The 24,886-nt window shown below is 27.0% G+C and carries 20 protein-coding genes and 1 tRNA gene; 10 read left to right on the top strand and 11 right to left on the bottom strand.

Features of this window, described 5'->3' with window-relative positions; translation table 11 throughout:
• Positions 1 to 180: 180 nt before the first annotated feature.
• On the bottom strand, positions 181 to 1,131 hold the full coding sequence (locus Q0K19_RS10235; protein ID WP_297247682.1) for an alpha/beta hydrolase: 951 nt from the start codon (positions 1,129 to 1,131) through the stop codon (positions 181 to 183).
• Between the two features lie 164 nt (positions 1,132 to 1,295).
• On the opposite strand from Q0K19_RS10235, the gene Q0K19_RS10230 reads away from it, so the two are divergent.
• From Q0K19_RS10230 to uvrB, 8 genes are all read left to right on the top strand, one after another.
• A complete protein-coding gene (locus Q0K19_RS10230; protein WP_297247681.1) occupies positions 1,296 to 2,789 on the top strand; it encodes a hypothetical protein in 1,494 nt (497 codons plus the stop codon).
• A gap of 21 nt (positions 2,790 to 2,810) precedes the next feature.
• On the top strand, positions 2,811 to 3,707 hold the full coding sequence (locus Q0K19_RS10225; protein ID WP_048594420.1) for a patatin-like phospholipase family protein: 897 nt from the start codon (positions 2,811 to 2,813) through the stop codon (positions 3,705 to 3,707).
• A 319-nt stretch (positions 3,708 to 4,026) separates the two neighbouring features.
• Positions 4,027 to 4,527, top strand: coding sequence for an imm68 putative immunity domain-containing protein (locus Q0K19_RS10220; protein WP_297247680.1), 501 nt, complete (start codon positions 4,027 to 4,029; stop codon positions 4,525 to 4,527).
• A 123-nt stretch (positions 4,528 to 4,650) separates the two neighbouring features.
• A complete protein-coding gene (locus Q0K19_RS10215) occupies positions 4,651 to 5,340 on the top strand; it encodes a tetratricopeptide repeat protein (protein WP_014487806.1) in 690 nt (229 codons plus the stop codon).
• A 48-nt stretch (positions 5,341 to 5,388) separates the two neighbouring features.
• The gene (locus Q0K19_RS10210; RefSeq protein ID WP_297247679.1) at positions 5,389 to 6,570 is read left to right on the top strand and encodes a M23 family metallopeptidase; all 1,182 of its coding nucleotides are present in this window, start codon (positions 5,389 to 5,391) and stop codon (positions 6,568 to 6,570) included.
• Positions 6,571 to 6,606: 36 nt separating this feature from the next.
• Positions 6,607 to 7,782, top strand: coding sequence for a hypothetical protein (locus tag Q0K19_RS10205; RefSeq protein ID WP_297247678.1), 1,176 nt, complete (start codon positions 6,607 to 6,609; stop codon positions 7,780 to 7,782).
• A complete protein-coding gene (locus tag Q0K19_RS10200; protein ID WP_297247677.1) occupies positions 7,779 to 8,633 on the top strand; it encodes a M23 family metallopeptidase in 855 nt (284 codons plus the stop codon). Before Q0K19_RS10205 ends, Q0K19_RS10200 begins: the two co-directional genes overlap by 4 nt.
• A gap of 7 nt (positions 8,634 to 8,640) precedes the next feature.
• Positions 8,641 to 10,689 (top strand): excinuclease ABC subunit UvrB, encoded by a 2,049-nt coding sequence (gene uvrB / locus Q0K19_RS10195; protein WP_297247676.1) that lies wholly within the window; start codon positions 8,641 to 8,643, stop codon positions 10,687 to 10,689.
• Positions 10,690 to 10,843: 154 nt separating this feature from the next.
• Here uvrB and Q0K19_RS10190 read toward each other — a convergent pair whose 3' ends face one another.
• The 7 genes from Q0K19_RS10190 to Q0K19_RS10160 all read right to left on the bottom strand — a co-directional run bounded on the left by Q0K19_RS10190 (position 10,844) and on the right by Q0K19_RS10160 (position 19,892).
• Positions 10,844 to 12,448, bottom strand: a complete 1,605-nt coding sequence (locus Q0K19_RS10190; protein ID WP_297247675.1) for a tetratricopeptide repeat protein — start codon at positions 12,446 to 12,448, stop codon at positions 10,844 to 10,846.
• Positions 12,449 to 12,777: 329 nt separating this feature from the next.
• Positions 12,778 to 13,134: a tRNA-binding protein gene (locus Q0K19_RS10185; RefSeq protein WP_297247674.1), complete on the bottom strand. Its 357-nt coding sequence runs from the start codon at positions 13,132 to 13,134 to the stop codon at positions 12,778 to 12,780.
• A gap of 99 nt (positions 13,135 to 13,233) precedes the next feature.
• Positions 13,234 to 15,036 (bottom strand): selenocysteine-specific translation elongation factor, encoded by a 1,803-nt coding sequence (gene selB, locus Q0K19_RS10180; protein ID WP_297247673.1) that lies wholly within the window; start codon positions 15,034 to 15,036, stop codon positions 13,234 to 13,236.
• Positions 15,037 to 15,402: 366 nt separating this feature from the next.
• Complete coding sequence (locus Q0K19_RS10175; protein ID WP_297247672.1) at positions 15,403 to 16,560, bottom strand: ankyrin repeat domain-containing protein; 1,158 nt, start codon at positions 16,558 to 16,560, stop codon at positions 15,403 to 15,405.
• Between the two features lie 99 nt (positions 16,561 to 16,659).
• Positions 16,660 to 18,006: an L-seryl-tRNA(Sec) selenium transferase gene (gene selA, locus Q0K19_RS10170; protein WP_297247671.1), complete on the bottom strand. Its 1,347-nt coding sequence runs from the start codon at positions 18,004 to 18,006 to the stop codon at positions 16,660 to 16,662.
• Between the two features lie 28 nt (positions 18,007 to 18,034).
• A tRNA-Sec gene (locus Q0K19_RS10165) sits at positions 18,035 to 18,124 on the bottom strand.
• A gap of 514 nt (positions 18,125 to 18,638) precedes the next feature.
• Positions 18,639 to 19,892 carry a homoserine dehydrogenase gene (locus Q0K19_RS10160; protein ID WP_297247670.1) on the bottom strand — a complete coding sequence of 418 codons (1,254 nt, stop codon included), beginning with the start codon at positions 19,890 to 19,892 and terminating at the stop codon, positions 18,639 to 18,641.
• Between the two features lie 304 nt (positions 19,893 to 20,196).
• On the opposite strand from Q0K19_RS10160, the gene Q0K19_RS10155 reads away from it, so the two are divergent.
• Together Q0K19_RS10155 and recO are read left to right on the top strand one after the other, a co-directional pair.
• A complete protein-coding gene (locus tag Q0K19_RS10155) occupies positions 20,197 to 20,364 on the top strand; it encodes a DUF362 domain-containing protein (protein ID WP_014487796.1) in 168 nt (55 codons plus the stop codon).
• Positions 20,365 to 20,447: 83 nt separating this feature from the next.
• The gene (gene recO / locus Q0K19_RS10150; protein ID WP_297247669.1) at positions 20,448 to 21,230 is read left to right on the top strand and encodes a DNA repair protein RecO; all 783 of its coding nucleotides are present in this window, start codon (positions 20,448 to 20,450) and stop codon (positions 21,228 to 21,230) included.
• Here recO and Q0K19_RS10145 read toward each other — a convergent pair.
• The 3 genes from Q0K19_RS10145 to Q0K19_RS10135 are packed head-to-tail and all read right to left on the bottom strand — an operon-like array spanning position 21,219 to position 24,874.
• Positions 21,219 to 21,884 (bottom strand): HAD-IA family hydrolase, encoded by a 666-nt coding sequence (locus Q0K19_RS10145; protein ID WP_297247668.1) that lies wholly within the window; start codon positions 21,882 to 21,884, stop codon positions 21,219 to 21,221. The two genes, recO and Q0K19_RS10145, sit on opposite strands and share 12 nt — an antisense overlap.
• Positions 21,885 to 21,916: 32 nt before the next feature.
• Positions 21,917 to 22,882 (bottom strand): hypothetical protein, encoded by a 966-nt coding sequence (locus Q0K19_RS10140; RefSeq protein ID WP_297247667.1) that lies wholly within the window; start codon positions 22,880 to 22,882, stop codon positions 21,917 to 21,919.
• Positions 22,883 to 22,897: 15 nt separating this feature from the next.
• Positions 22,898 to 24,874: a FapA family protein gene (locus Q0K19_RS10135; RefSeq protein WP_297247666.1), complete on the bottom strand. Its 1,977-nt coding sequence runs from the start codon at positions 24,872 to 24,874 to the stop codon at positions 22,898 to 22,900.
• Between the last annotated feature and the right edge of the window lie 12 nt (positions 24,875 to 24,886).

The raw sequence follows: 24,886 nt of genomic DNA, 5'->3' as shown, positions 1-24,886 counted from the left end.
TGAGTTTTGAGTTTTGAGTTTTGAGTTTTGAGTTTTGAGTTTTGAGTTTTGAGTTTTGAGTTTTGAGTTTTGAGTTTCTGTTCCATAGTTAAAATATTATATCTTATTTATACCAATTTGTCAATAAATAACTATACTGCATAATAAGATAGATGCAGCATAGTTAATAATTAATAAAAATTATTTTTTATATTTATTTATAAAATTTTCAACTAAATCAAACATATCTTTAGTCCAAAACTGCCAATCTCCATGATCGGCATCTTTTATAGCATAAAATTCATAAACTCTGTTCTCTTCTTTTAATTTATCAGCCAAAATTTTACTTTGATTAAAAGGTACTAATCCGTCAGCTGTACCATGTGCCAAAAATATAGGAGGTAAGTCTTTAGCTTTTGAAATCTCATAATAAGGGCTTATCTTTTTAGCTTCTTCAGGATAATCATAAACATTTTTTCTGCCTATCAAAATTCCTTCAGGGCTGTTTGCATCTCCTGTAGTTGAGCCTAGAGGATCATTTCTCATTTCAAGTAAGTCTGTAGGAGGATAATAGGAAATTATTGCATTTATATTTGGTATTGTATTATCATTATCATTCAATGGTATTGCTGTAAATAATGAAGTATGTCCTCCTGAAGAATCACCCCAAACAAATAAATTATTAGTATCAGCATTATATTTATCAGAATTATCAAGCATGAATTTAATTGCATCTCTTGTATCCTCTATCTGTGCCGGAAAAATTGCTGTATCGCTTGGTCTGTATTCAACTATAGCAACAACATATCCCCTTCTAGCAAAATCACCAAGAGCAACCAAATTTCTATATACATTCTGCTTTCTCCATGCCGAACCTTGTATATAAACTACTAAAGGATATTTTGCATTAGTATCAACATTAAGAGTTCTAGGAATCATTATCTGAAGTGTTAAATCTGTATTATCTTTATTAGCATAAACAACATTAGGTATATAGTCAATATTATAAACAATATCCTTTTGCTCAAAGACTATGCTTCCGTCATCATTTGTAGACATTATAACATTAGTATTATTTGTATTGGCAATATTAGTATTACTGCAAGAAACAAATGAAATAAAAAAACATAACATTATAAATATATTTTTCATTTTTACTCCTTAAAATTTTGATATATTAAAATACCATTAAAACATAAAAAATCAATAATAAAATATAAGAGAACCAATAATATAAAACTTCATAATTTAAAATATTTGTGATAAAATCAAATAAATTGTATAATATATAATGATACTATATAGTCGGAGATATTATGGATTTTACTATACCATATGAAAATGAAATTGATGAAAAAGATAAAACTATAATACAGGAATATATACTAAATAATATAAAGGATTATGAAAACAATTCAACTAAATTAACAGAACTTATTATAGAAGCTGTATCATCTTTAAGTGCAGGAAAATCCAGAACTGAATATTTAGCAAAACAAGGTTTTTTAGAAAATATAATTAACTCTATAACAGGACAAAATAGAAAGATAAGAGGCGAAATTGATTATAATTATGCTGTAGTAAAAAATGCCTCATTAAAAATGATAGAATATTTAGCAAATCAAAATAAAATCACTTATGAAGGGCTTATATATTTAAATAATAAATTAAACAATATAGAAAGAAATATTGAAGAAGAATTAATTACAATATGCAATAATGTAAGAGAATCATTTAATGTAATACTAAATAAAATTAATAAAGAATCAAACCGAATAGATTCATTAGAAAAAAAAGTTCAATTATTAGAGTTCAAAGCTGCATCTAATATTCTTGAATTTGATAATATCAAATACATTGATATGGATAATATAGAGAAAATTATATGTTTAAGCAATGATCTATTTACAAAAATATCAAATGTAAATGATTCAGAAAATAATATACCAAAAGAAAATATCTATATGATAAAATCTATATTATTTGATTTCAATGTTGATATAAATCAGAAAATAAAAGTAAATGATATATACTGCAAATTAATAGAAAAACCTAATTTCATAAATAAACTTTTTTTGAATACCCAAAATAATATTAATACTTATGAATATATTATACCAATATTAAGCGGCATAAAAAAGATAGAAAAATTAGATAAAGAAGAAAGTTATATAATTAATTCAATAATGAAAATAAATCCTAATGTAAATATAAAAGATATAAAAATTGATTTAGTAAATGAATATGGAATAAATATATCCAATTTTGATTATAATGCTGAGATTACAAATTATGATATTATTGTACTAATTATAAATGAACTAAAAATGATATCCAAAACATTTAATCCGCCTATAAAGTACACTGATTCAAAAAAATCCATAGAATTAGCTAGAGAATATTTTGATAATAAAAAATATAAAAAGGCAATGGCAGAATGCGATTCTATACTATTTCATGATAAAGAAAATAAAGAAGCCAGACATATAAAGATAGAAAGTTTATATAAACTTCTGATTAAAGAAATAAGAAATTTTGAATCGCCTTTATGTTATAAAGAGATAGCTAAAATATATTTAATAAAAAAAGACTATGAGAACACATTAAAATATTTAAATAAATACTTTGATTCATATTCCTCAAATAAAGAAATATTTAAATACAAAGAAAAACTTCAATTTCAATACAAAAAAATAATGGAATATGAAGAAAAAACTAATAAAAAACTTGAAAAAATTACGGATAAAAACAAGAGAGATTATTTAGAATTTATAAATGATTTCTGGGGAGTATATTTAAGTAAAATTTGATTTTGATATTTTGGAGATTATATGAAAAAATTAGGTTTAGTTTTAGGCGGAGGCGGAGGACTTGGAAGCTATCAAATAGGAGTATGGAAGGCTTTAAGAGAATACGAAGTAGATAAAATGATTAAAGCAATATCCGGTACTTCTGTAGGCGTTCTTAATGCATGTTTGATAGCACAGAATAATTATGACATAGCCGAATATATTTGGACTAATGAAATAGAAGATAAAATACTCTCAAAAAAGAAAATGGATAAAAATAATAATTATATATCTTCAAATGGAATTTTCAGCAGAAAAGGATTAATAGAAATAATAGAAAAATATTTAAATATTGACATTATAATCAATTATGAATATCCAATATATGCCACAGCTGTAAATTTAAAAAACATTGATGCTGAATATTTCAAATTAAACAACAAATCAGCAAAAGAGATAAAAGAAATAATGATGGCAACAAGTGCAATACCAGTAATATTCGGAAGGCAGACAATAGAAGGGGTTGATTATATAGACGGCGGAGTTGAATTATTAAAAGGAAATAATCTGCCTTTAAAGCCTCTTTATGAAGAAAAATGCGATGAAATAATAGCCATTAATTTATACAAAGAAAGCACAAGAGAAAAATTCAATAATTGCAAAGTTTATGAAATAGTACCAAGTAATGATATAGGAAACTTCTTTAATGGGGCTATGGACTTTTCACTTGAAGGTGCTAAAATGCGTATTAAAGAAGGATATAATGATGCAAAGAATATGCTTAAAGAAATATTTAAAATGGGTAAAACACAATTAGAGAATTTAGAAAATAATAATATGCTTTATATGTATGAAAATGATAATGCTGCAGAAAGAAAAAAATTAAAAAAGAAACTTAATAAAGCAATAGATAGTTTAAAAATAGATGATAATAACTAATACAAAATAAATTTAACTTCAAAATAAACATATTCAGCACGCGCAGAGTAAAGTTTAAAAACAAAGATGAATCATATTATAAAAATAGCCATAAAAATAATGCCCATTCACCGCGTGTTAATTAAGCTCTAACTCTACAAAAAGTAAGGGCGGGATATTAACAATTCTACTAAAAGCTTTAAAAAATAAAATAATAAAAATTCATATTAAAGCTATAAAGTAAAAGGGCGGGCAAATGTAATGATTTTTTTAACTTTACAAATAAAATATTTTTAATATAATACTTCGCATAAAATTAATTTAATATTAAAGGAATAATATGTATATAGATAAATTATGGGGAGAATATTTTGGTGATTGTGATGACTCATTAGTATTATTAGAGTATTTTGATGAGAATGATAATACTCAATATAGCGTTAAAAAAATATTTACTGACTTCAATGTATACAATGAATATTCTACAATAAAAGTTGATTCATTTAGAAAAAGTAAAGATATAAAATATATTTGTAATGGTATTGAACATAATATAGATATAGTAATAGATTTAATATTAGATTTATCAGTATTAATTTTAGAATGTCTTCATAACAAAAAAATATATTTAAAAGATTTATATAATAATTCTGAAAAAGATAAATATATATCAATAAATGCTGATAAGGAAGATATAGAATTATTTATAAATATATTAAATGACTTTTCTGTTAATGGTTCTAAGTATGATTTAGCCGATATGTGTGATGATGAAACTATTAATAATATTGCTGAAAAGACAAAATATATAGCAAATGAAATGTCAAAATTTATATATTAATAAATAAAAAAAATATTAATAACTTTACATAATTTTTTTATTAAAGTTTTAGTTAAAATATATTGAGATTTTTACATTATAAATATACAATATAGCAACAATCAAATATATGAGGGATTATATATGAGTATAGGCTCTAGCAGAAGTAAATTAGAAGACGGAATAAAATTTTTTAGAAATGAAAACTATAAAGAAGCAATAGACTCTTTGGAAAAAATATTCTCAGAAAAAAATGATGTTGAATCCGGATACCATCTAGCATTAGCCTATGCACAAATTCAAGATTATGATAATACTCTTCAGGTATTTGATAAAATCATGAGAAGACTTGATAATCCTCTTAGACTTATGCAGGCTCATATAATAGTAGGATACATATATGCCGTTAAAGAAATGTATGATCTAGCTGAATTTGAACTTCTAGATGCTTTATCCTCTGGAGTTGAAAATACTCAAATACATGCCGCTTTAGGCTATGTTTATTATAAGAAAGGAAATATAAGAAAAGCTATAGAGCATTTGAGAAAAGCTGTTAATCTTGATCCAAAAAGTGCAAATGCTAGAAATTCTTTAGGATTTATTTTGGCAGATACAGAAACTAATATAGAAGAAGGAATAGAAGAAATTAGAAAAGCATTATCAATAGATCCTAATAATCCGGCTTATTTAGATTCATTAGGCTGGGCTTTCCTTAAGAAAAATGATTTTGAAAGAGCTAAAGAATTTTTGACAAAAGCTTTTGAGCTTGCTCCTACAAACAGAGATATAAAAGAACATTTATTAAAATTAGATAAGTCTTCATATAAAAAATAATTGTATAAAATAAATAATTTAATATAAAATAATAATTTCGGAGGTTTTATGAAATATATTATCAGCATTATATTTTTAATTTCATTATCTTTGTACTCTCAAAATAATATTCAATATTTAGGTAATACTTCTCTAAGCAGAGGCGGAAAAAATATTGATATAAAAACTTCTAATGAAATATTGGCAAATGATATTATAGAAACTGAAAAAAATGCTTTTGCTGAAATAAAAATAGGAAATAAATATTATTATCTTGCTCCAAATACAAAAATAAAAGTAAGCAATAATAATGCTGTTTTAATAACTGGAGCTATGTATACTAGAAATAAAGCCTTTAATTCTTTAGAAGATTTCAAAAAATATGATAATGATATAAAAATATATGCAGATCCTTTCCCATTTTATGCTGGTAAAGTATCAACTATATTCATAGCTTCCAAAGATGAAGTAAAAATAGAAAACTCAAAACTCATGGGAAGTGCAAGACCTATAGTAAAATTTTTTGAAGTAAAAAATGCTGACAGAAACATGAAAGTTTATAAAAGCGTATTCGGTATATATGTAGGTGCTCAGGATAAAAAATATCAATTTATATCTGATATCAAATTAAAAGATAATACAGTATTAAATGTGGCAATAGATATAAAATTAGACTTCACTCCTCCACCACCAAAACCAAAACAAATACCAGGTGTTACTTCTACTATGAAAAATATTATAAGTAATCCTCAAAAATCTAAGGAAGAAAAAGAATTATTAAATGGAAAAGTTTATATAACTTATACACCTACTAATTATGCAGATAAAGTTTATATAATGCCTTCTCAAGGAAGATACTCATCAGGATTCGGTGCTTTCAGAGGATACACTAAAGACTATGCAAGATATCATCAGGGATTCGATATAGCCAACACAAATGGCACTCCTATAATAGCAGCAAATAATGGAGTTGTAAGAGTATCAAGAGAATTATTTGTTAGAGGAAACTGCGTAGTTATAGATCATGGCGAAGGAGTATACAGCTCATATTTCCATATGTCCAAATTAATAGCAAAAGAAGGACAGTATGTTAAAAAAGGCGAAGTAATAGGATTAATAGGTTCTACAGGAATGTCTACAGGTCCTCATTGTCATTGGGAAATGAGAGCAGGAAATATGACATTTGATCCTTTAAGTATTTTAGAAAAGCCTGTTTCATTTAATACTAAAATGCTTACTCAAATAAAATAAAAATTGTAATTTATAATTAGAGAGCTGATGCAGTAAATGAAAATAAAAGAGAAATCCATAATAGAATCAGAAAATATACATAAAATAGAACCTTTACTCATTAGGTATTTAACTATAATAACTGCTTTAGTTTTGATAGTTTTGTTTATATTTTTCTTCGGTACTAATAGGCTTAATGAAGAATATAATACTGTAAATGTTTGGAGTAAAAAAACAGATTCATTAGATCCCCCATCTCATGATGAAAATTTTTATATAAATGGTATATTCAAACATAACTTTTTTACAAAGCCTGAAGGTATAATTCATTATTTTGATTTTAATGGAGATACAATATACAGCACAAATCTATCAAGAGGAGAATTAGCAACTTTAAACAATCAGAATTTTATTATATATAAAAGATATGGAAATTATATAGATGCATATAATAATATGGGCGGAATTATATGGCGTACTAATACATCTATTTATCCGGAAATAGCTCCTTATGCAGAAAGAATAGTATACCATTCAAGCGACAACTCAAAAATACAAATGTTTGACTTTAATAATAACCCTTTAAGCAAACATATACAATATGGTGAAATAATAACTGACGGAGCCTTTGCTTTGTATACAGGTGATTATATTGCAGGTTTTTCAAGCGGAGATATAGCATATGTAAATAGAAACGGTGAATTATCTTTTGCAATATCAACTATTCTAAGCGAAATAAATATAGTAAAATCTGTAGCAATAAGCGAATACGGAAGTTTTGCATTGGCTGTTAGCGGAATAAGACCTGAATATATTACTCTTTATGATGCTAATGGAAATACTATGTGGTATTCAGATACAGGACTTAATAGAAGAAGGCATGTATCTAGTTATATAAGTGAAAAATCAATGACAGCATTTATGCTAGCTGACAGAGATATTATATTATACTCATTAAATAAAGGTAATGAAATAAAAAGAATCAATTTAGAAAAATATGATATGCAAAATGCTATCAACATGAAATTAAATGGCGAAACTAATACTACAATTATGAGCGTTTCAAAAGATGCTAGAAGTGTAGTTTTAATATATGATAATCATACAAAAGAAATTGTATTTGAAAAATATTTAGATGGTTGGGTATACAATCTTGATATATCAAATTTAGAAAATGAATATATGATTGTAACAGACAAGATGATTTATACGTATAAGAGGGTTAAACTATGAAAAAATATATATTATTATTATTTGTAATATCTTCGTTCTTATTTGCAAGGGTTCCTATTGATCCAAACAGAATAAGAGTAACAAGCACATTCGGAGAGTTTAGAACAGACCATTTTCATAACGGAGTTGATTTCGGCGGACATAAAATGGAAATATATCCTGTAAAAGACGGTGAAATAGTTTATTATGTTGATGAAGATGAAGACCCTACCAGACCTCTTTATGGTGTAGGAAATGTACTTATGATAGAACACCCTGATAATTTAAGAAGTTATTATTATCATATAGAACCGGGCACTATAGAAAAATCTTATGCTAAAGTTACAGAAAAAGATGTGGTAGCTCTTACAGGAAACAGCGGAAGATCCGGAGGAGCACATTTACATTTAACTATAGAAAATATGAAAGAGGGATTAGTTGTAGACCCATTAGAATATTTAAATATAGATAAAGGTTCGACTCAAGCACCATTGATTCATGGTATATATTTAAGAACAGAAAACAGACTCATACAAATAAAAGATAAAATGCCTATGAGTTATAATGGAGAAATAAAATTATTCGTTAAAGCTTATGACTTATTAGGCGGTATACCTATGGGGCTTAAAAGAGTAAAAATATTTATGAATGATGATTTAGTAAGAGATTATGATTTCACATACTTCATAAAAAGAGATAATGTATATTATATATCTCCAAATTATACTTTTGAAGAAGTGTACGGAGTAGATTCGCATTTCTACAGAGGCGGAGTATTTGTTCCTAAAAGAGGAAAATACACATTTAAGGCAGAAGTTACAGATTTTGACAATAAAAGCGTAGTGTTAACAAGAACTGTTAATTTTTATTAATTAAAATATGGATTTTAAATTAGAATCAAATTTCAAGCCTTCAGGAGATCAAGTAACCGCAATAGACTCTTTGGTAAAAGGACTTGAAAATAAAAATAAATATCAAACTCTTCTTGGAGTTACAGCAAGCGGAAAAACTTTTACTATAGCAAATGTTATAGAAAAAGCTAATCGTCCTACTCTAGTAATGTCGCATAACAAAACTTTAGCGGCACAGCTTTACAGAGAATTAAAAGACTTCTTTCCGAATAATGCTGTTGAATACTTTGTTTCATATTACGATTATTATCAGCCTGAAGCCTATGTTCCAGCAAAAGATTTATATATAGACAAAGATGCTTCTGTTAATGATGAAATTGACAGATTAAGACTTAAAGCAACTACATCGCTTCTTGAAAGGAGAGATGTTATAATAGTGGCTTCTGTTTCTTGTATATACGGTTTAGGTTCTCCTGAAGATTATAGAAAATTATATATTGCTATAGAAAAAGACGGAGAATATGACAGAGATGAAATAATTGAAAAATTAGTGTCTATACAATATGAGCGTGTTAAAGATGTACTTGAAAGAGCAAGATTCAAAGTTATAGGCGATACTATAGAAATAATGAGTGCCTATTCTGATGAGGTTATCAGAGTAGAATTTTTTGGTGATACTGTTGAGCGTATAATAAAAATCAATCCTATAACAAGACAAAAATTAGCAGAACAAGACAGAGTTGTAATATATCCGGCAAAGCACTTCGTTACAGGAGGAAATAAATTGGCTGCGGGTATAAAACTAATAGAAGAAGAACTTGAAGAGCAATACAATAAATTCAAATCTGAAGGAAAATTAGTAGAAGCAGAAAGAATATACGGAAGAACAAAATATGATTTAGAAATGCTTAGAGAGGTTGGATACTGTGCAGGAATAGAAAATTATTCTCGTCCATTATCAGGAAGAAAAGAAGGAGACAGACCTGCTTGTTTAATAGACTATTTTCCGGATGATTTTCTTACTATAATAGATGAATCGCATGTGAGTGTGCCTCAAATTAGAGGAATGTTTTTTGGAGACAGAAGCAGAAAAGAGACTTTAGTAAAGTACGGGTTCAGACTTCCTTCAGCTCTTGATAATAGACCTTTATACTTTGAAGAATTTGAAAAACTCACTCATGATACAATATATATTAGTGCCACACCTGCTGAATATGAATTAAAGAAAAGTTCTCAGGTTGTAGAGCAGATAATTCGTCCTACAGGCTTGCTTGACCCTATAATAGAAGTATATCCTATTGATGGACAAATAGACAGAATACTTGAAGAAATAAAAAAGACTGTATCAAACAATGAAAGAATATTCATAACAACACTTACAAAAAAAATGGCTGAAGACCTTACAAAATATTTAAATGAAAATGGAGTAAGAACTCGTTATCTTCATTCAGACATTCAAACCGTAGAACGTGTTGAAATAATAAGAGATTTAAGGCTAGGTGCTTTTGATGTACTTGTGGGAATTAACCTTTTAAGAGAGGGGCTTGATGTACCTGAAGTATCACTCATATTAATACTTGATGCTGATAAAACAGGTTTTTTAAGAAATACCACTACCCTAATACAGACTATAGGACGTGCAGCAAGAAATGCAAACGGCAGAGTTATAATGTTTGCAGACTCTATAAGCGATGCTATGAAAGTAGCCATTGAAGAAACTGAAAGAAGAAGAACAATACAGATGGAGTACAACAAAGAGCATGATATCACTCCTAAAACAATAATCAAAAAAATACAGGATATCATTGAACGTGAGGAGAAAGTTGAAACATCTTATGAGCTTCATTTCGACTTTAGAAGATTTAATGAAAGAGTAAAAATTGACCCAGAACAGAAAAGCGATGATTATATAAAAGAGCTTGAAAAAGAGATGAAAAAAGCATCAGATAGCTTAGAATTTGAAAAGGCTATTGAAATAAGAGAAAAAATAAATCAGCTTAAACAATTAAAGCCTGCTAAAAAATCAGTACATAAAAATGTAACTTCCAAAAATCCTAATGGAAAATCTAAAAAATAATTTTAATATGCAGTCAAATATCAGTAAACTTACTTATTCCAAAATATAATTAGTATAATTTAGGATTAATTTTTTATTTTTATAAATAATAAAGTATAAAATTTTTCATCATAATAGTAAAAAATTTTATACTTAATTTTATTAAAAATTCAAATCAAATAGAAAAATCTGTGCTGTCATCTGATGAATATATTAAAGTAAAGTCTTCTCCATTATCTATATATGGAACATAAGCCATTTTTATATGATCGAAATTTACATCATCTTTAATTTCTTCTATAACTTCATTTAATATGAGTCTGAATGCAATATCAACATCTACAACTACAGAAAAGAAATTAATAACATATTTTCCTTTTATATTTTCAGTTTCGCCGGCATTCCAAGAATCTAAAGAACCAAGACCATTCCAGCTCAAAACTGAATTTAAAACATTACCTATTTTATTTAAAACATCAGCATATTTTTCAGGTAATTCATTTTCAAAAGGTTCTATTTCAAATTGCAAAATCAAATAAGATAAATCTTCATTATCAATTACTTTATAATCACTATACTCTTTATAAAAATCATCTAAAAAATTTTTATATTCTCTTGGATTACTGCATTCATATTCTTTAATATCTCCGCTGCTTCCAACTATTCCAGTATGCTTTACTATATTATCTTCATTTATCCAGCATTCAGCATAATATAAAAAACCATATTCTTTTTTATACAAAGTAACAATATTAGGAAGCTCCTCTAAATAAGGCTCTAAAGGCATACCATAAGAATCAAAAATTTCATCAGCAACTTTTTTATATTCTGAATCTTTATTAAACATTTTCCTAATTGAAAAAGTTTTATCTGTTTCTTCGTTTTTAAATCCTGCCTCAATAGTATAATCAATATTAAATTTTACAAATGTTAATTTAGAATTTTCTTCATTTTTTATTTTTTCTTTTACATCTTTTAATTCTTCTATGGATTCTTTTATCAATTTTTTATTCAATTTTGATATAGCAGCTTCATTCATTAAAAATACACCATCCACCAAATCATCAGCAACATAAAATTTAAAAGTACAATAAGGATGATCAGCTTCCCAATCTATAGGATTAATAATATCTTTAATAGCCAGCAATTTTTCTTCATCGCATAATATATAAGCTATAGCATTTAATTTATCTTCTCCGTAATCAAGCCCTTTGAGTAAATTTTTATCGCTCTCTTCATTAATGTAATGATATTCTAACGCCTCTATAGAATAATAATTTTCTATTTCTTCAGCCTGTCTTAAAAACTCATAATCACCCGGTACAAGCTCCAATCCCTTATTATTAGCTTCGACAGCTCCTTCTTTATTTCCGAAATGAAGTCTTAATTTAGCAAGCTCAAGCCATCCCCAAGGATAATCAGGCTCTTCAATAACACCTTGTTCAGAATATTTTAATGCTTCTTCCAATTTTCCGCAGTAAATTAATGCCACAGCATGCCTATAATACCAAGTTCCGCATCCTTTAGCATTTTTCTCAGAGTATTTCATAAACTCTTTAGACATATAATAATGCTCATAATCACCTATATTATTACAGGCATAAGAATACCATAAAGCAATATCTAAATCTTCCCTAGCCTCTTCCAATGTGAACTTATTTTCTTTTATACCATTTTCAATAAACTCTTCCAAATAATTCAGCATTTTATAGAAATATCCGCCGCCGTCTGTATTAAATGATTGTAATGTTTCAATATCTTCTCTATTAAGTAAGCCCATATATATTCTCCGTATTATAATTTATATATACCTAAACGACTATATTTTGTCAAAAATAAATTTATATTTTTGTTTTTATATTTGGGGCTTTGCCCCAAACCCCACTTCTTTTGTTGCCACAAAGAAGCAAAAAGGCTACATTTGAACTTGAATTTAATAAATTATCTTATATGTAAGACAATTTTAGTATGATTTAATATTAATTTTATACTTACACTTTCACCGCAAGCTTACTTTGTATGATTCTTGACGAAGTACATCTGTAACATAAGGCGGTAAAAATAACAACAAAAAATTGATAAAGTTAAAAATTTTCAGTATAAACAATATTATCCTATAACTGTACCGTTTTCACATTCTTCTTTTGTAGTTAATAATACAACTTCTCCATTATCTTTTACAGCACCTAAAACTAAACACTCTGAAAAAAAGTTGGCTATCTGTTTTTTTGGAAAATTAACTACAGCAATTATGCGTCTTCCTATCAAATCTTCTTTTTTATATAATTTAGTTATTTGTGCTGATGAAACCTTTATACCCAATTTACCAAAATCAATTTTTAATTTGTATGCCGGTCTTTTAGCTTTTGGAAAATCTTCTGCTTCTATTATAGTACCTGTTCTAATATCTAATGCCAAAAAATTATCAAAATTAGATTCAGGCTTTATTTCTTCTTTAATATCCATTTTAATCTCCGAAATATTTTTATATATTTTATGTCATTAGAAAAAATTTTTAAAGTACATTTCAATAACTTTTAATATAAAGCATTAGTAAAATAAATATCAAAGCACTATTCTTTCACTGCCTTCTCTTCTAACTAATTTTTCTCTTTCAAATGCATTTAATATAGGAAGTACGTATTTTCTGGAAAGTCCTGTTTTATCACGCACAGAAGCTATTGTAATAATATCATTAGTTTTTGTATTTTGCAAAATAAGTTTTTTTATTCTATTATAAACATCTATATGATAATATATACCCTCATCAAGATACACAGCCTTTTTTGATGCTGATAATATTTTTATATCTTTCATTCCATTAGTAAATGTTCTTATAGTTTTTTCATCTAATCCGTTTAAATCTTCTTTTTTTAATTTTTCTAATAATATTTTTTGAGAATTATTTAAAGTAATTTCTTCATTATATTTTTTGTATATATTATTAAAAGGCATTAATATTTCATTTTCAACTGAATAATCTATAAAGACTTTTGTAAATGCATTATTAATATTTAAATAATTTCTTATGTCTTCAAAACTTATGCCTTCTTTTTTATTTTCTATTAGATTTTTTAATCTTTCTAATAAACTATTTAAATAATCTTTTTTCACAAAGAAATTTGAAACTTTAATGGCATAATCAGGAATCTCTCCGCTTGCTTCGGTATAACCATTCACTGACATAAATAAATCATTATATTTATCTCTTTTTATTTCTCCCAAAAACTCAGAAGCATTATCAATTATTCTTTTTCTAATGAAAGGATTAGTTTTTTCTCCCCAAAATACATTGCCTGCTGCTATTATACTGCTTCCTCCATGACTTATTAATATACCGCGTTCTTTCCAAAACACTGATATAAGCTCATCAAATTTTAATCTTATGAATCTATTATCTATTTCTTTATTATTTTTATTATCTTTATCAGAATATGTTTTGTTTTTGTAAATAGGAAGTATTTGAGCAATCAAGCATTCTGTACCTACAGCAAATTCAGCATTCTTTATTTTTTTAAGGTATTCAACATCATTTTTATTTATAAGCTCTAATATTATTTCATCTGTTGAAAATATTTTTTCTTCCTTACAGCATAATAAATGCCCTCTTCTTATTTCTTCTTTTTTTATATTTTTTATATTAATAGCTATTCTTGAAGCGGAGTAAACAATTTCTTTATCTTCATGGTAAGATTGAATATTTCTTATTGAAATTTCTTTTTTGCTTGGATAATGTACTAGGATATCATCTCTTTTTATTATACCTCCTCTAAGACTTCCTGTAATAGTAAGTCCAGCACCTTTTATAGAAAATACTCTATCTACATAAATATGAGTCTTTATATCATCTTCATATTTTTCATTTGATAATATATCAGTTATTCTATCTTTCAAAAAGTCTATATTAGTACCATTTAAGGCTGATACTTTTACTATTTCTATATCTTTATTGAATATTCTATATAGATTTTTTTTAATATCTTCTTCGCTTTCTTTTAATTTATCATCATCAACTAAATCAATTTTATTAATTACGCATATTATATTTCTTATGCCAAGAGATAAAGCTACTTTAGCATGCTCTTCAGTCATATTCATCCAGCCTTCATTAGCACAAACTACAAGCATAACTAAATCCAAGCTCCACATACCAGCAACCATATTTCTTATAAATCTCTCATGTCCAGGTACATCTATTACACCTATTGTAATATCATCATTAGGCTTGAAAAAACCGAATCCCAAATCAATAGTCATTTCTCTTTTCTGTTCTTCAGGAAGCCTCATCATAGAAATTCCAGTTAAAGCCTTTATTAATTCTGATTTACCATGATCAACATGCCCAGCAGTTCCTATTATTTTATTCATAATATAAATTCCTATTATTGTTATATTCGCCTCGCCTGAGTAGAGTGAATAAATAAATTTATTCACTGGCTCGGCTCATTTTTATTGTTATATTCGCCACCCGTAATGGTGCCTACTTGGATAGCCTATAATCAGTGAATAAATAAATTTATTGCTCACTTTTTATTGCTATATTCTCATTTTATTGTTATTAATAAAAATTGTTCACTATTTATTGTCTAGATGCTCACAATTTTTATATTTAGCATTCTAATATAAAAAATTATTTATTATTAATAATGGAAAAAATCACATATAAATAGATAAAAACTTACTTCATCAGTTATAATCCAATAATTTATAACTTAAAAACAATTCTTATTTTTACTATTTTTTAAGCTGCTCTATTTCATTATAACCTTTTTCTTTAGCTATATCAAAAATAGTTTTACCTTCTTTGTTTACTGCTGAAGTATCTGCTCCATATTCTATAAGTAATTTTACCAATTCTATATTATCTTTTTCAATAGCGGTAAATATTAAGTTTTGAGTTTCTTTGCTGTAAGGATCCATTGTACTTTTAGAATTTACATCCGCTCCATTCTTTATTAAATATTCAGCTATATCAGTAGTTTTATTATTAAATGTTTCATTAAGCAATGAAAATTCTATATTTCTATAATCCGTATAATTCATAGCAGGATCAATACCTTTAGATACTAAATATTTTACTATATCAATACAATCCTTTTGAACAGCCATAGCTATTACTGGTATACCATAATAAGAGTTTTCAATATCAGCACCAGCCTCTGCAAGAAGTTTAAACTTTTCTGCATCACAACTATAATTAAAGAACTGATCTATTATAGTTACTGTTTCATCTTCGCTATCTGGAATGGGATAATCTCTGTAAGCAACAGCACCAGCATTTAGCAATTCCTCAACTATTTTTGTACTGTTTTTATTAGTAGAAAGTACCGCACATGATAAAGCATCATCTTGTTCATAGCGCATTATATTAACATCAGCACCATTTTTTATTAATTCTTTTACAAGTTTTAAATATCCCTTAGAAGAAGCCTCCATTAATGGAGTATATCCATAATCAGCACGTTTATCTATATCTGCTCCGTAAGAAATCAATTCAATGGCCTTTTCTTCTGTAGGAAAATATTGACATGCAAATATTAATGGCGATTCCTTAGTATATTCTGACTGCCAAGCATCTAAAGAAGCTGTATCTTTTACAGATTCAAGTTCTTCAATAGCAAGTAATTCATATTCATTTAATTTTGTAAGTAATTCATATATGTCATCTTCATTAGATGCATATCCGTCATAAATATCATCTGTATATAAATTATTAGTTTCTAAAATATTTTTATTATCATTAGAAGTATTATCAATGATATAATTGGTTTCTATATTGTTAGTTACTGAATTATTAATTTCTGAACTATACACATCTTTTTTATTTTTACTGTCATTACAGCTAATGATATTAATAAATATCAAAGTTATTAAAATAAAGCTCTTTTTCATATATCTCTTTTATATCCTTATTATAAATAATCAGCAAACACATATGTACTTTATACCAAGAATTATATTAGTTTTTTATTTATTACTAGCTAACTCACTTTAAAAATAATTATCTTTTATTTTTATTAACACTTCTTTTATGTAATTTATATCTTCATCATTTATAGTTATTACATATATAAGCACTGAATCTTTCTTTACTTTTGGTATAATAGGCACATCTAAATTATGCATAAACTTAATTACAGACTTTATATCTTTAGGCTTAAAACTTATAGCATAAGACGGATAAAAAGTATCAGGCATAGCACCGCCTCCTGTTTCTATATCTTCTTCAACAACTTCAAATCCTTCAATATTTTCTATAATCTTTAAAGCCTTTTGTTTTATTATTTCTTTATCTATACTTAATAAAGTTTCACAGTATCCTTTGAAATTGCCTTCAGTATTCAATCTTTTTATGATACTTTTTTCTAATATTGACAGTACGGTTTTTCCGCATCTAAAAGCCCTCATCAAAGGATGTTTGTATATTTTTTCTATATATTTTTTCTTTCCTACTATGATTCCAGCCTGCACACTTGAAAACATTTTATCACCTGAAAAGCATACCAAATCAGCACCGCTTTTTAATGCAGATTTTATATGTTCCTCTTCGCTCATACTTTCATCAAATATTCCTGCTCCCTCATCATAAACTAATGCTATATTATCAGGTATAGTTTCTCTTAACTTTTTTAATGAAGGAGATTTCACAAATCCTCTTATTTTAAAATTGGAAGTATGCACTTTAAGTATCATGGCAGTATTTTCTGTTATAGCTTCTTCATAATCTTTAATATCAACTATATTAGTAGTGCCGACTTCTATAAGTTTAGCTGATGCTTCCTTTAATATATCAGGTATTCTAAAGCCTCCGCCTATTTGTACCTGCTCGCCTCTTGATACTATTACTTCTCTATTACTTGCTAAAGTTTTTAATATTAAAAATACTGCAGCAGCATTATTATTAACTACCAAAGCATCTTCAGCACCTGTTAATTTACTTAAAAGAGAGTATACAAATTCTCCTCTTATTCCCCTTGATTCTTTATTAATATTATATTCAAGATTATTACTGTTAATATTTAATTCTCTTACGCTATCCCAAACTTCTGCATCTATTGGAGACCTTCCCAAATTGGTATGCATTATAGTACCAGTGGCATTTATAACTTTTTTTATTGGCAGATTTGCTTTCTTTTTTATTTCAATTTCGCATAATTTGATTATATCTTTCTTATCATATTGTAATTCAGAATTATTTTTTAATTGAGTTCTTAATTTTTCTAATGTTTCTCTTATAATATCTGCAGCAATTGGACGAGAAATAATTTTATGATATGGTTTTATAGATTCATCTTCTAATACTGCATTAGTTTGTATTAGATTAAATTTATTATTCATAATTATTCCGAAATGCTTTGTAATTTTATCGGAAGAGGCAGGAGTTGAACCTGCCGACGTTGTTATAACGTCCAACGCTTTTGAAGAGCGCGGAGCCCACCGGGACTCATCTGCCTCCATATATTTTGATATGATATATTAGTTTTTACTTTATGTCAATAATTTTAAATACCATATATAAGTATATACAAATAAACTAAAAAATTTCCTTATTGAATTATTCTATAATCCCACCCTATAGGCTTTTTACTATATCCTGTCATTTTCATATTATTTTTCTTTTAAATTTCAAATTCATATTTTAGCTTCCCACCCAAGTTTTTTTAAGTTCATTACTTTTATCACCGCACGGTAAGCAAAATTATAAATATAAATCAATCAATAATTGCAGTTTAAATTATAAATAAAGATTCACTAAGCGTGCGTTAAAAAGATTAAAAATACAATAAGAATTTGGGCGGGTGTGCTTTTATAAATGAAGTAAAAAAACAATTAAAAATTATATATTATGTTAACAACAAAAAACTATAAAGGGCGGGATTTTAAAAAGAATCTTTAAAACAAAAAACAAATAATGAATATATAAAAATAATTATATATGACATTATTTGTTTATTAATATTATTTTTTAATTATTTTATTTTAGCGATGAATATATCATCTATCTTTTCTACTTTTTCTATTGCTTCAATTATAGAATTGATATTAACATCTTTAAGTACAAACATGAAATTTCCATTTCTCTCTATACTTTTTTCAATATTAATATCATAAAAAGCCTCATTAAATGCAAGTAAATTATTTTTATTTGATTTAAATCTTACATAGAAAGTTTCATGCTTTTCTTTGAAATCTTTTACTTGAAGCTCCTTATTTTCTTCTACGAATCCAAGTATAGGTATTCTAAGATCATCAGTAATTAAACTGTTTCTAGCCAAAGTAACAGCATCAGAAACTATAGCACTGCTTGTGGGTCTTCCGCCAGCACCGGAACCATAGAAAACTGTATCACCAGAACGATCGCCTACTACAGTTATAGCATTAAAAGCATAATCAACTTTAGAAAGCATATTATCATCATTAAGCAATGTAGGTATAACGTATATGTATGCATTGTTATTTTCATCCAAAGCAGCTTCGGCTATTAATTTTATAGTAAGTCCCATCTCTGAAGCAAATACAATATCATCTAATATAATATTTCTTATACCTCTTATAAATATCTTATCAAAACTTATAACATTGCAGAAAGCTATAGATGAAAGTATGCATAATTTATGAGCAGTATCTATTCCGTCAATATCAAATGTAGGATCAGCCTCAGCATATCCTTTATCCTGAGCATCTTTAAGAACATCTTTAAAATCTAAATTGTTCTTAGTCATATTAGTTAAAATATAATTACAAGTTCCATTTAATATTCCATAAACATTTTCCATTCTATCAGAAACTAAACTCTCTTTCATAGCCTTTATTATAGGTATAGCACCTGCAACAGAAGCCTCAAAAGCTATATCAGTTTTTCTGTCTTTTATAAGTTCGCCAAAACAATTGGCAAGTAATGCTTTATTAGCTGTAACTACTGGCTTTTTTACTTTCATAAGAAGTTCTTTTGCAGTATCCATTCCTCCAAGTACTTCTATTACAATATCAATATCATCATCATTTAATATATCATTTAAATCTTTAGTTTTTATTTCTACTTTATCTAAAAATTTATCATCTTTTACTTTATCAATATTTCTGCTGAAAATGGTTTTAATGGTTAATTTTATTCCGGTTCTTTTTTCCATTATAGCATTATTCTCTATAATAGTTTTTACTGTGTCTTTACCAACATGTCCATAACCTGCAACTGCAACTTTAAATTCTTTTTTCTTAACCATAACTTTTCTCCTAAATATAAATTTGTTTTAATAAAATTAACCTTAAAATTATTACAAAAGCTAGTAATATTGTAGTTTTATTTTATATGAATTTCTAAATACGATATTACTGTATTAAGTTATATTATAACATCTATTGAAAAATTTTACAATACATACTAAGAATTTTAATTAATATAAAAAAACAGTATAAATAATAGAAAAATATATTATTTTTTATAACTTTTTAGTAAATAATAGATATTGATTTCATTATTCATTTATGTTATAATAATAGAACAGTTTAATTTTTTGGAGGTAAATTATGCCACGTGTTATAAATAACGATTGTGTAGCTTGCGGATCATGCGTTCCTGAGTGTGCATTCGATGCTATTAGTGAAGGAAATATCTATGTGATTGATCCAAACAAATGCACTGATTGTGCTGCTTGCGAAGCTGTTTGTCCAAGCAATGCTATAAATCCAGCTTAATTGCTGCTGATGGCATAGCAGTGGGCGGGTTTTAATTATATTAAAGCCTGCCCTATTTTTATATCCTAGTTTAAGGAATAATATTGATAAAAAATACTGAAGCATTTATATTATCATATAATGCATACAAAACTTCATCTATCATAGCATCTTTTCTTACTAATAATTCTATAATGCAGGCAATATGCCATAAAGCAAAAAATAATTCAAAAGTGTTTGGTTCAGATTTAGAAAGTATATCAAAGTTAAATATAAACATATACGAGAAAAAAGAAAATCAACTGTCAATATTAAAAGAATCTTCTATTGTAAAAAATTATAAAATATTAGAGAAATCTATATATTCATCTTTAGCAGTGTTCTATATACGAGAAGTATTATTATACTGTGCCAAAGATTTTGATAATAGATATTTTATTTTAATGGAAAAAACATTAGATGCTTTAGAAAGTTTGGAAAAAAATTATAATGATGATAAAATAAAAAAGATATATATCAATATTTTAATGAGAGCATTTGAAATGAAAACTTTGCATATAGCAGGAATATCACCCCATTTGGATAAATGTACTATATGCGAAAAAGATAATGATTTATTACATTATTCTATACTAGAAGGCGGATTAATATGCCAAAAATGCCGAAATCTAATCAAAGACTCTATAAATATAAATGAATATGATATAGCATTTATGAGAATTATAAAACATACATCTCTTATAGAAATAATAAAAAATGAAAATCTAAAACAAATATATAATGATTCTATAGATAATGTAAAATACATCATGAATAAATCAATATTTAATCATATAAATAGAACAATAAAAAGTCAGAAAGTATTAGAAGAAATTTTACTTACTTAATATATTAAATATTTCTTTTGTATTATTAACTATATAAGTTGCATTTTTGAATTCTTCGTCATTTCCAAAACCATATTTAACAGCAATAGAATCAATGCCTATATTTTTTGCTGCATCTATATCATCTATCCTATCACCTATCATTATAGTTTTATCTTTATCAAAATTTTCTTTTTCTAATGCTTCTCTTAATACATCTAATTTACTTTTAATTTTTCCGCCAAGTATTGGAGCATAAAAATTAGTAAAAAATTGTGTCATAGAAAAATGCTCTATTATTCTTAAAGCAGATTCTTTAGGTTTAGCAGTAGCTAGAAAAACTTTATAATTATTTTCAGAAAGAGTTTTAATCAAATCATATATACCATCATAAAGTGTACAATTAAATAAACCATCATTACCGTTATAATCTTCTCTATAAAATTTTATAAAATCAAGAGATAATTTTTCATCATCTAAACAATATTTTCTAAAACTAACATCAAGAGGAGGCCCTATAAACTTTCTTAAAGTATCATTATCAGGAATAGATATATTTAAATTATATACTTCATTTATTTTTTTTATTCCATATAAAGCACCATTTATTATACCAGGAGCCGAATCTGTAATAGTTCCATCAAGATCGAATAATACATTAATATATTTAGGCATAACAACTCTCTTTTATATACGCTTTATACTCTTTATTTCTCTACAAAAATATATCCTGAAGCAGGTATAATTTCAAAATCTTCTTTACTTTTTTCTTTTATAGCTTTAAATAATAAATTTATTCCCAAACTATCACTTGATATATGACCGGCACATACAATATTCATATAATATTTTTTACATTCATCTAAAAGTCTGTCTGATATATTCATCATAACAATAGTGCTTACTCCAGCCTTTGACAAAGCTTCAATCATACCAACATCAAAAGAAGCACCGCCTGTCATATCAACGATAAACTTTCCTACTTTAGATTTATTAGAACCATTGAATATTTTAGGTGGATTAAACCTTTTAGCAGATATTTTATATTCATCTATCGTATATAAAAAATCAATGATATCTGATAGTGTATATGGATTTTCCTTTTTTATATTTTCAGTTAAGAAAGATTCAACAAAATTATCAGCAACAGTATGCATACACATATAATTTAATTTAAGAAGTTTAGCAGCATCAACATCTCTATAATGATTAGAAGAATATACTGAACGGCTTACTTCATTAAGTCTTTTATTGGTTAAACCTTCAGAAACATTTATGGCTACATTATGCAAAGCATTTTTATCAGACTGCATAGATATAACATCATAAAAATTAACAAATCCATATCCATTTGGATGATGCGTTATTACTAAATCTATATTATAATTTTTTTCATTTAATCTGTCAGCCAAAAGTAATTCAGATGTCTGCATATCTATACCGCAAAGAATCTTTTTTACATCTTTATCTTCTGCAATATTTAATATTCTAGTATCTGAATAAGGATTGAAAAGAGTATCTTTATCAAAATATTCTTTCTTTTTATCATCCAATTTATCATAAGATTTTTTTATATTATTAAGCTCTTTTTCTACAGTTTCCCTTCCTCTAGGATCAACATCAATAGCACAATCTATAGCAGCCATATAAAAATCATTTATTTTCAAAGCCATATTATCTCCCAATGATTATTCATCATCATTTTTCTTTTCATTTTTAGGTTCACCTCTATATTTTTCAGTTTGAATCATACCATCTTGCTCAAAGAATGTAATAGCTTTATAACTTTGTCTTATAGAGAACTCAGCACTTCCTATAGTAAGTTCTACACCAGGAAGCATTTCTTTACCAGCACTTACTGTAGATTCAACTTTTTCTATTTCCATTTCCTGAATTAATGCTTCTCTATTTAATACTATTTCTTCTCTTCTAGTATTAGCTTGCTCCAACTGTTCTTTATAACTTTGGAGCTGTTCTTTTTTCTCATCATCAAGTTTTTTAAGTTTTCCAGCCTGTTCAAGAGATTTTATATTTCTCTCAGTTTCTTCTATAGAAATATCTAATTCTTCTTTTTCTTTATCCAAATCATCTATTGCACGTCTTTTTGCAGGACTTATTCCTGTTTCTATGAATGTTTTAGCTCCTGCCTGAGAACCTAATACTTTACCATTAACTTCTCTTAAAGCTCTTAATCTTCCTCCGCTTGCTGAAGCTCTCTTACCTATAAGTATTATTCTATTGTCAGCATCGATATTAGAGTTAAGTATTGCTTCAGTAACTACAACATTATTTCCAGCCTCAATATTTGAGAACTGTATAAATTTAGCAATAACATCTCCGCCTGCTTTTACATGGCTATTTTCATTACCTTGAATACCAAGTTTAACCATAATGTCTCCCTTAGCTTCAAGATCACATTTTCCAACTGTTCCATGTACATCGATATTACCTTCTGCTTTAATAGAGTAATTATCGCTTACACTTCCTTTAACAACAACACTTCCTATGAAGTTAATATTTCCTGTTTCAGGACCTACATCTCCGGACACCTCAAATATTGGTTCTACACTTAAAAGTTTCCCCTTAAGTACAACCTGTCCGCTTATAGAAGCTATTATATATTCACCATCATCTGACATCTCAACATTATCACCTAGTATTTCTTTTATTTCTATGTCTTTTCCGCTTTTAGTTTCTAATTTTACTCCCAATACAGTTCTTCCAACTTCTCCATCTGTAGCAGGAGTTTTTCTAGCTAATTTCTGACCTTGCTCTACATTCTCAACTATAGTTAAATCTTTATAGTCAATACTTTGATCTTCACCTATAAATTTAGGTATAACTTTTTTATTTACATTTACCAAATATTCTATCTTAGCATTCTCTCCATTTACAGGCTGACGGCCTTCAGCAGCAAGTATAGGAATATTAAAAGTACCTTCTTCTAAACATTTAGTAACATTTTCTTCCTGAAATCCAAATGTTACACCGCTGTTCTCTAGAAGTTCTTTAACATCTTGTAAATCCATTTCTCTTCCGCCCTTATTAGGCTTAGTAACAGTAACATAGGCACGCATTTTATCTTCTGTGATTGTATAACTAATTTTAGCATTATTAGCAGATTTACCTATATCCCATTCAGCTATTTTTACATACTGGCCTGTCTGTTCATGAAGCATTTTTTTAGCTAAATGAGAATCATATTCTTTTATACCGGCATCTATTAATTTTTCCTCTAATACAGTTACATCTTCTATTCTTTTACCATCGCCAACAGGAGGATTAACTTTCAAGAATACTCCGTCTCTCTTTACTCTTACAATTACTTCTGTATCTTTATTAAATACGATCTTTTGCTGAACATTTCCTTCTGAATATATATCTTCATAAGTATTAGCAGAAGCAACTGGTATATTAGACTTATCATAAGTGATATGTGTATATCTCACCAAAAAAGGCTTAGCTCCTATATTAAAAAATCCCTTACTTCCGTCCTCAAGAACTTTATAACTTAATTCATAAATAGGACATTGAAATATAGCAGCAGCTTCCTGCATTCCTCGCTCCAAAGAAACGACTGATAATTCCACTGAACGAGTATTTTTATTATTATAAATCTTTTTATAAAAATCACTTTGTAATATTTTTTTCTTTAATTCATTCATAAAAATCACCTA

Origin of the sequence: uncultured Brachyspira sp., from assembly GCF_944393015.1 — a bacterium.
Lineage (GTDB): Bacteria > Spirochaetota > Brachyspiria > Brachyspirales > Brachyspiraceae > Brachyspira.
Note: the sequence above shows the minus strand (reverse complement) of the source record. Positions and strands in the feature narration are given on the sequence as shown.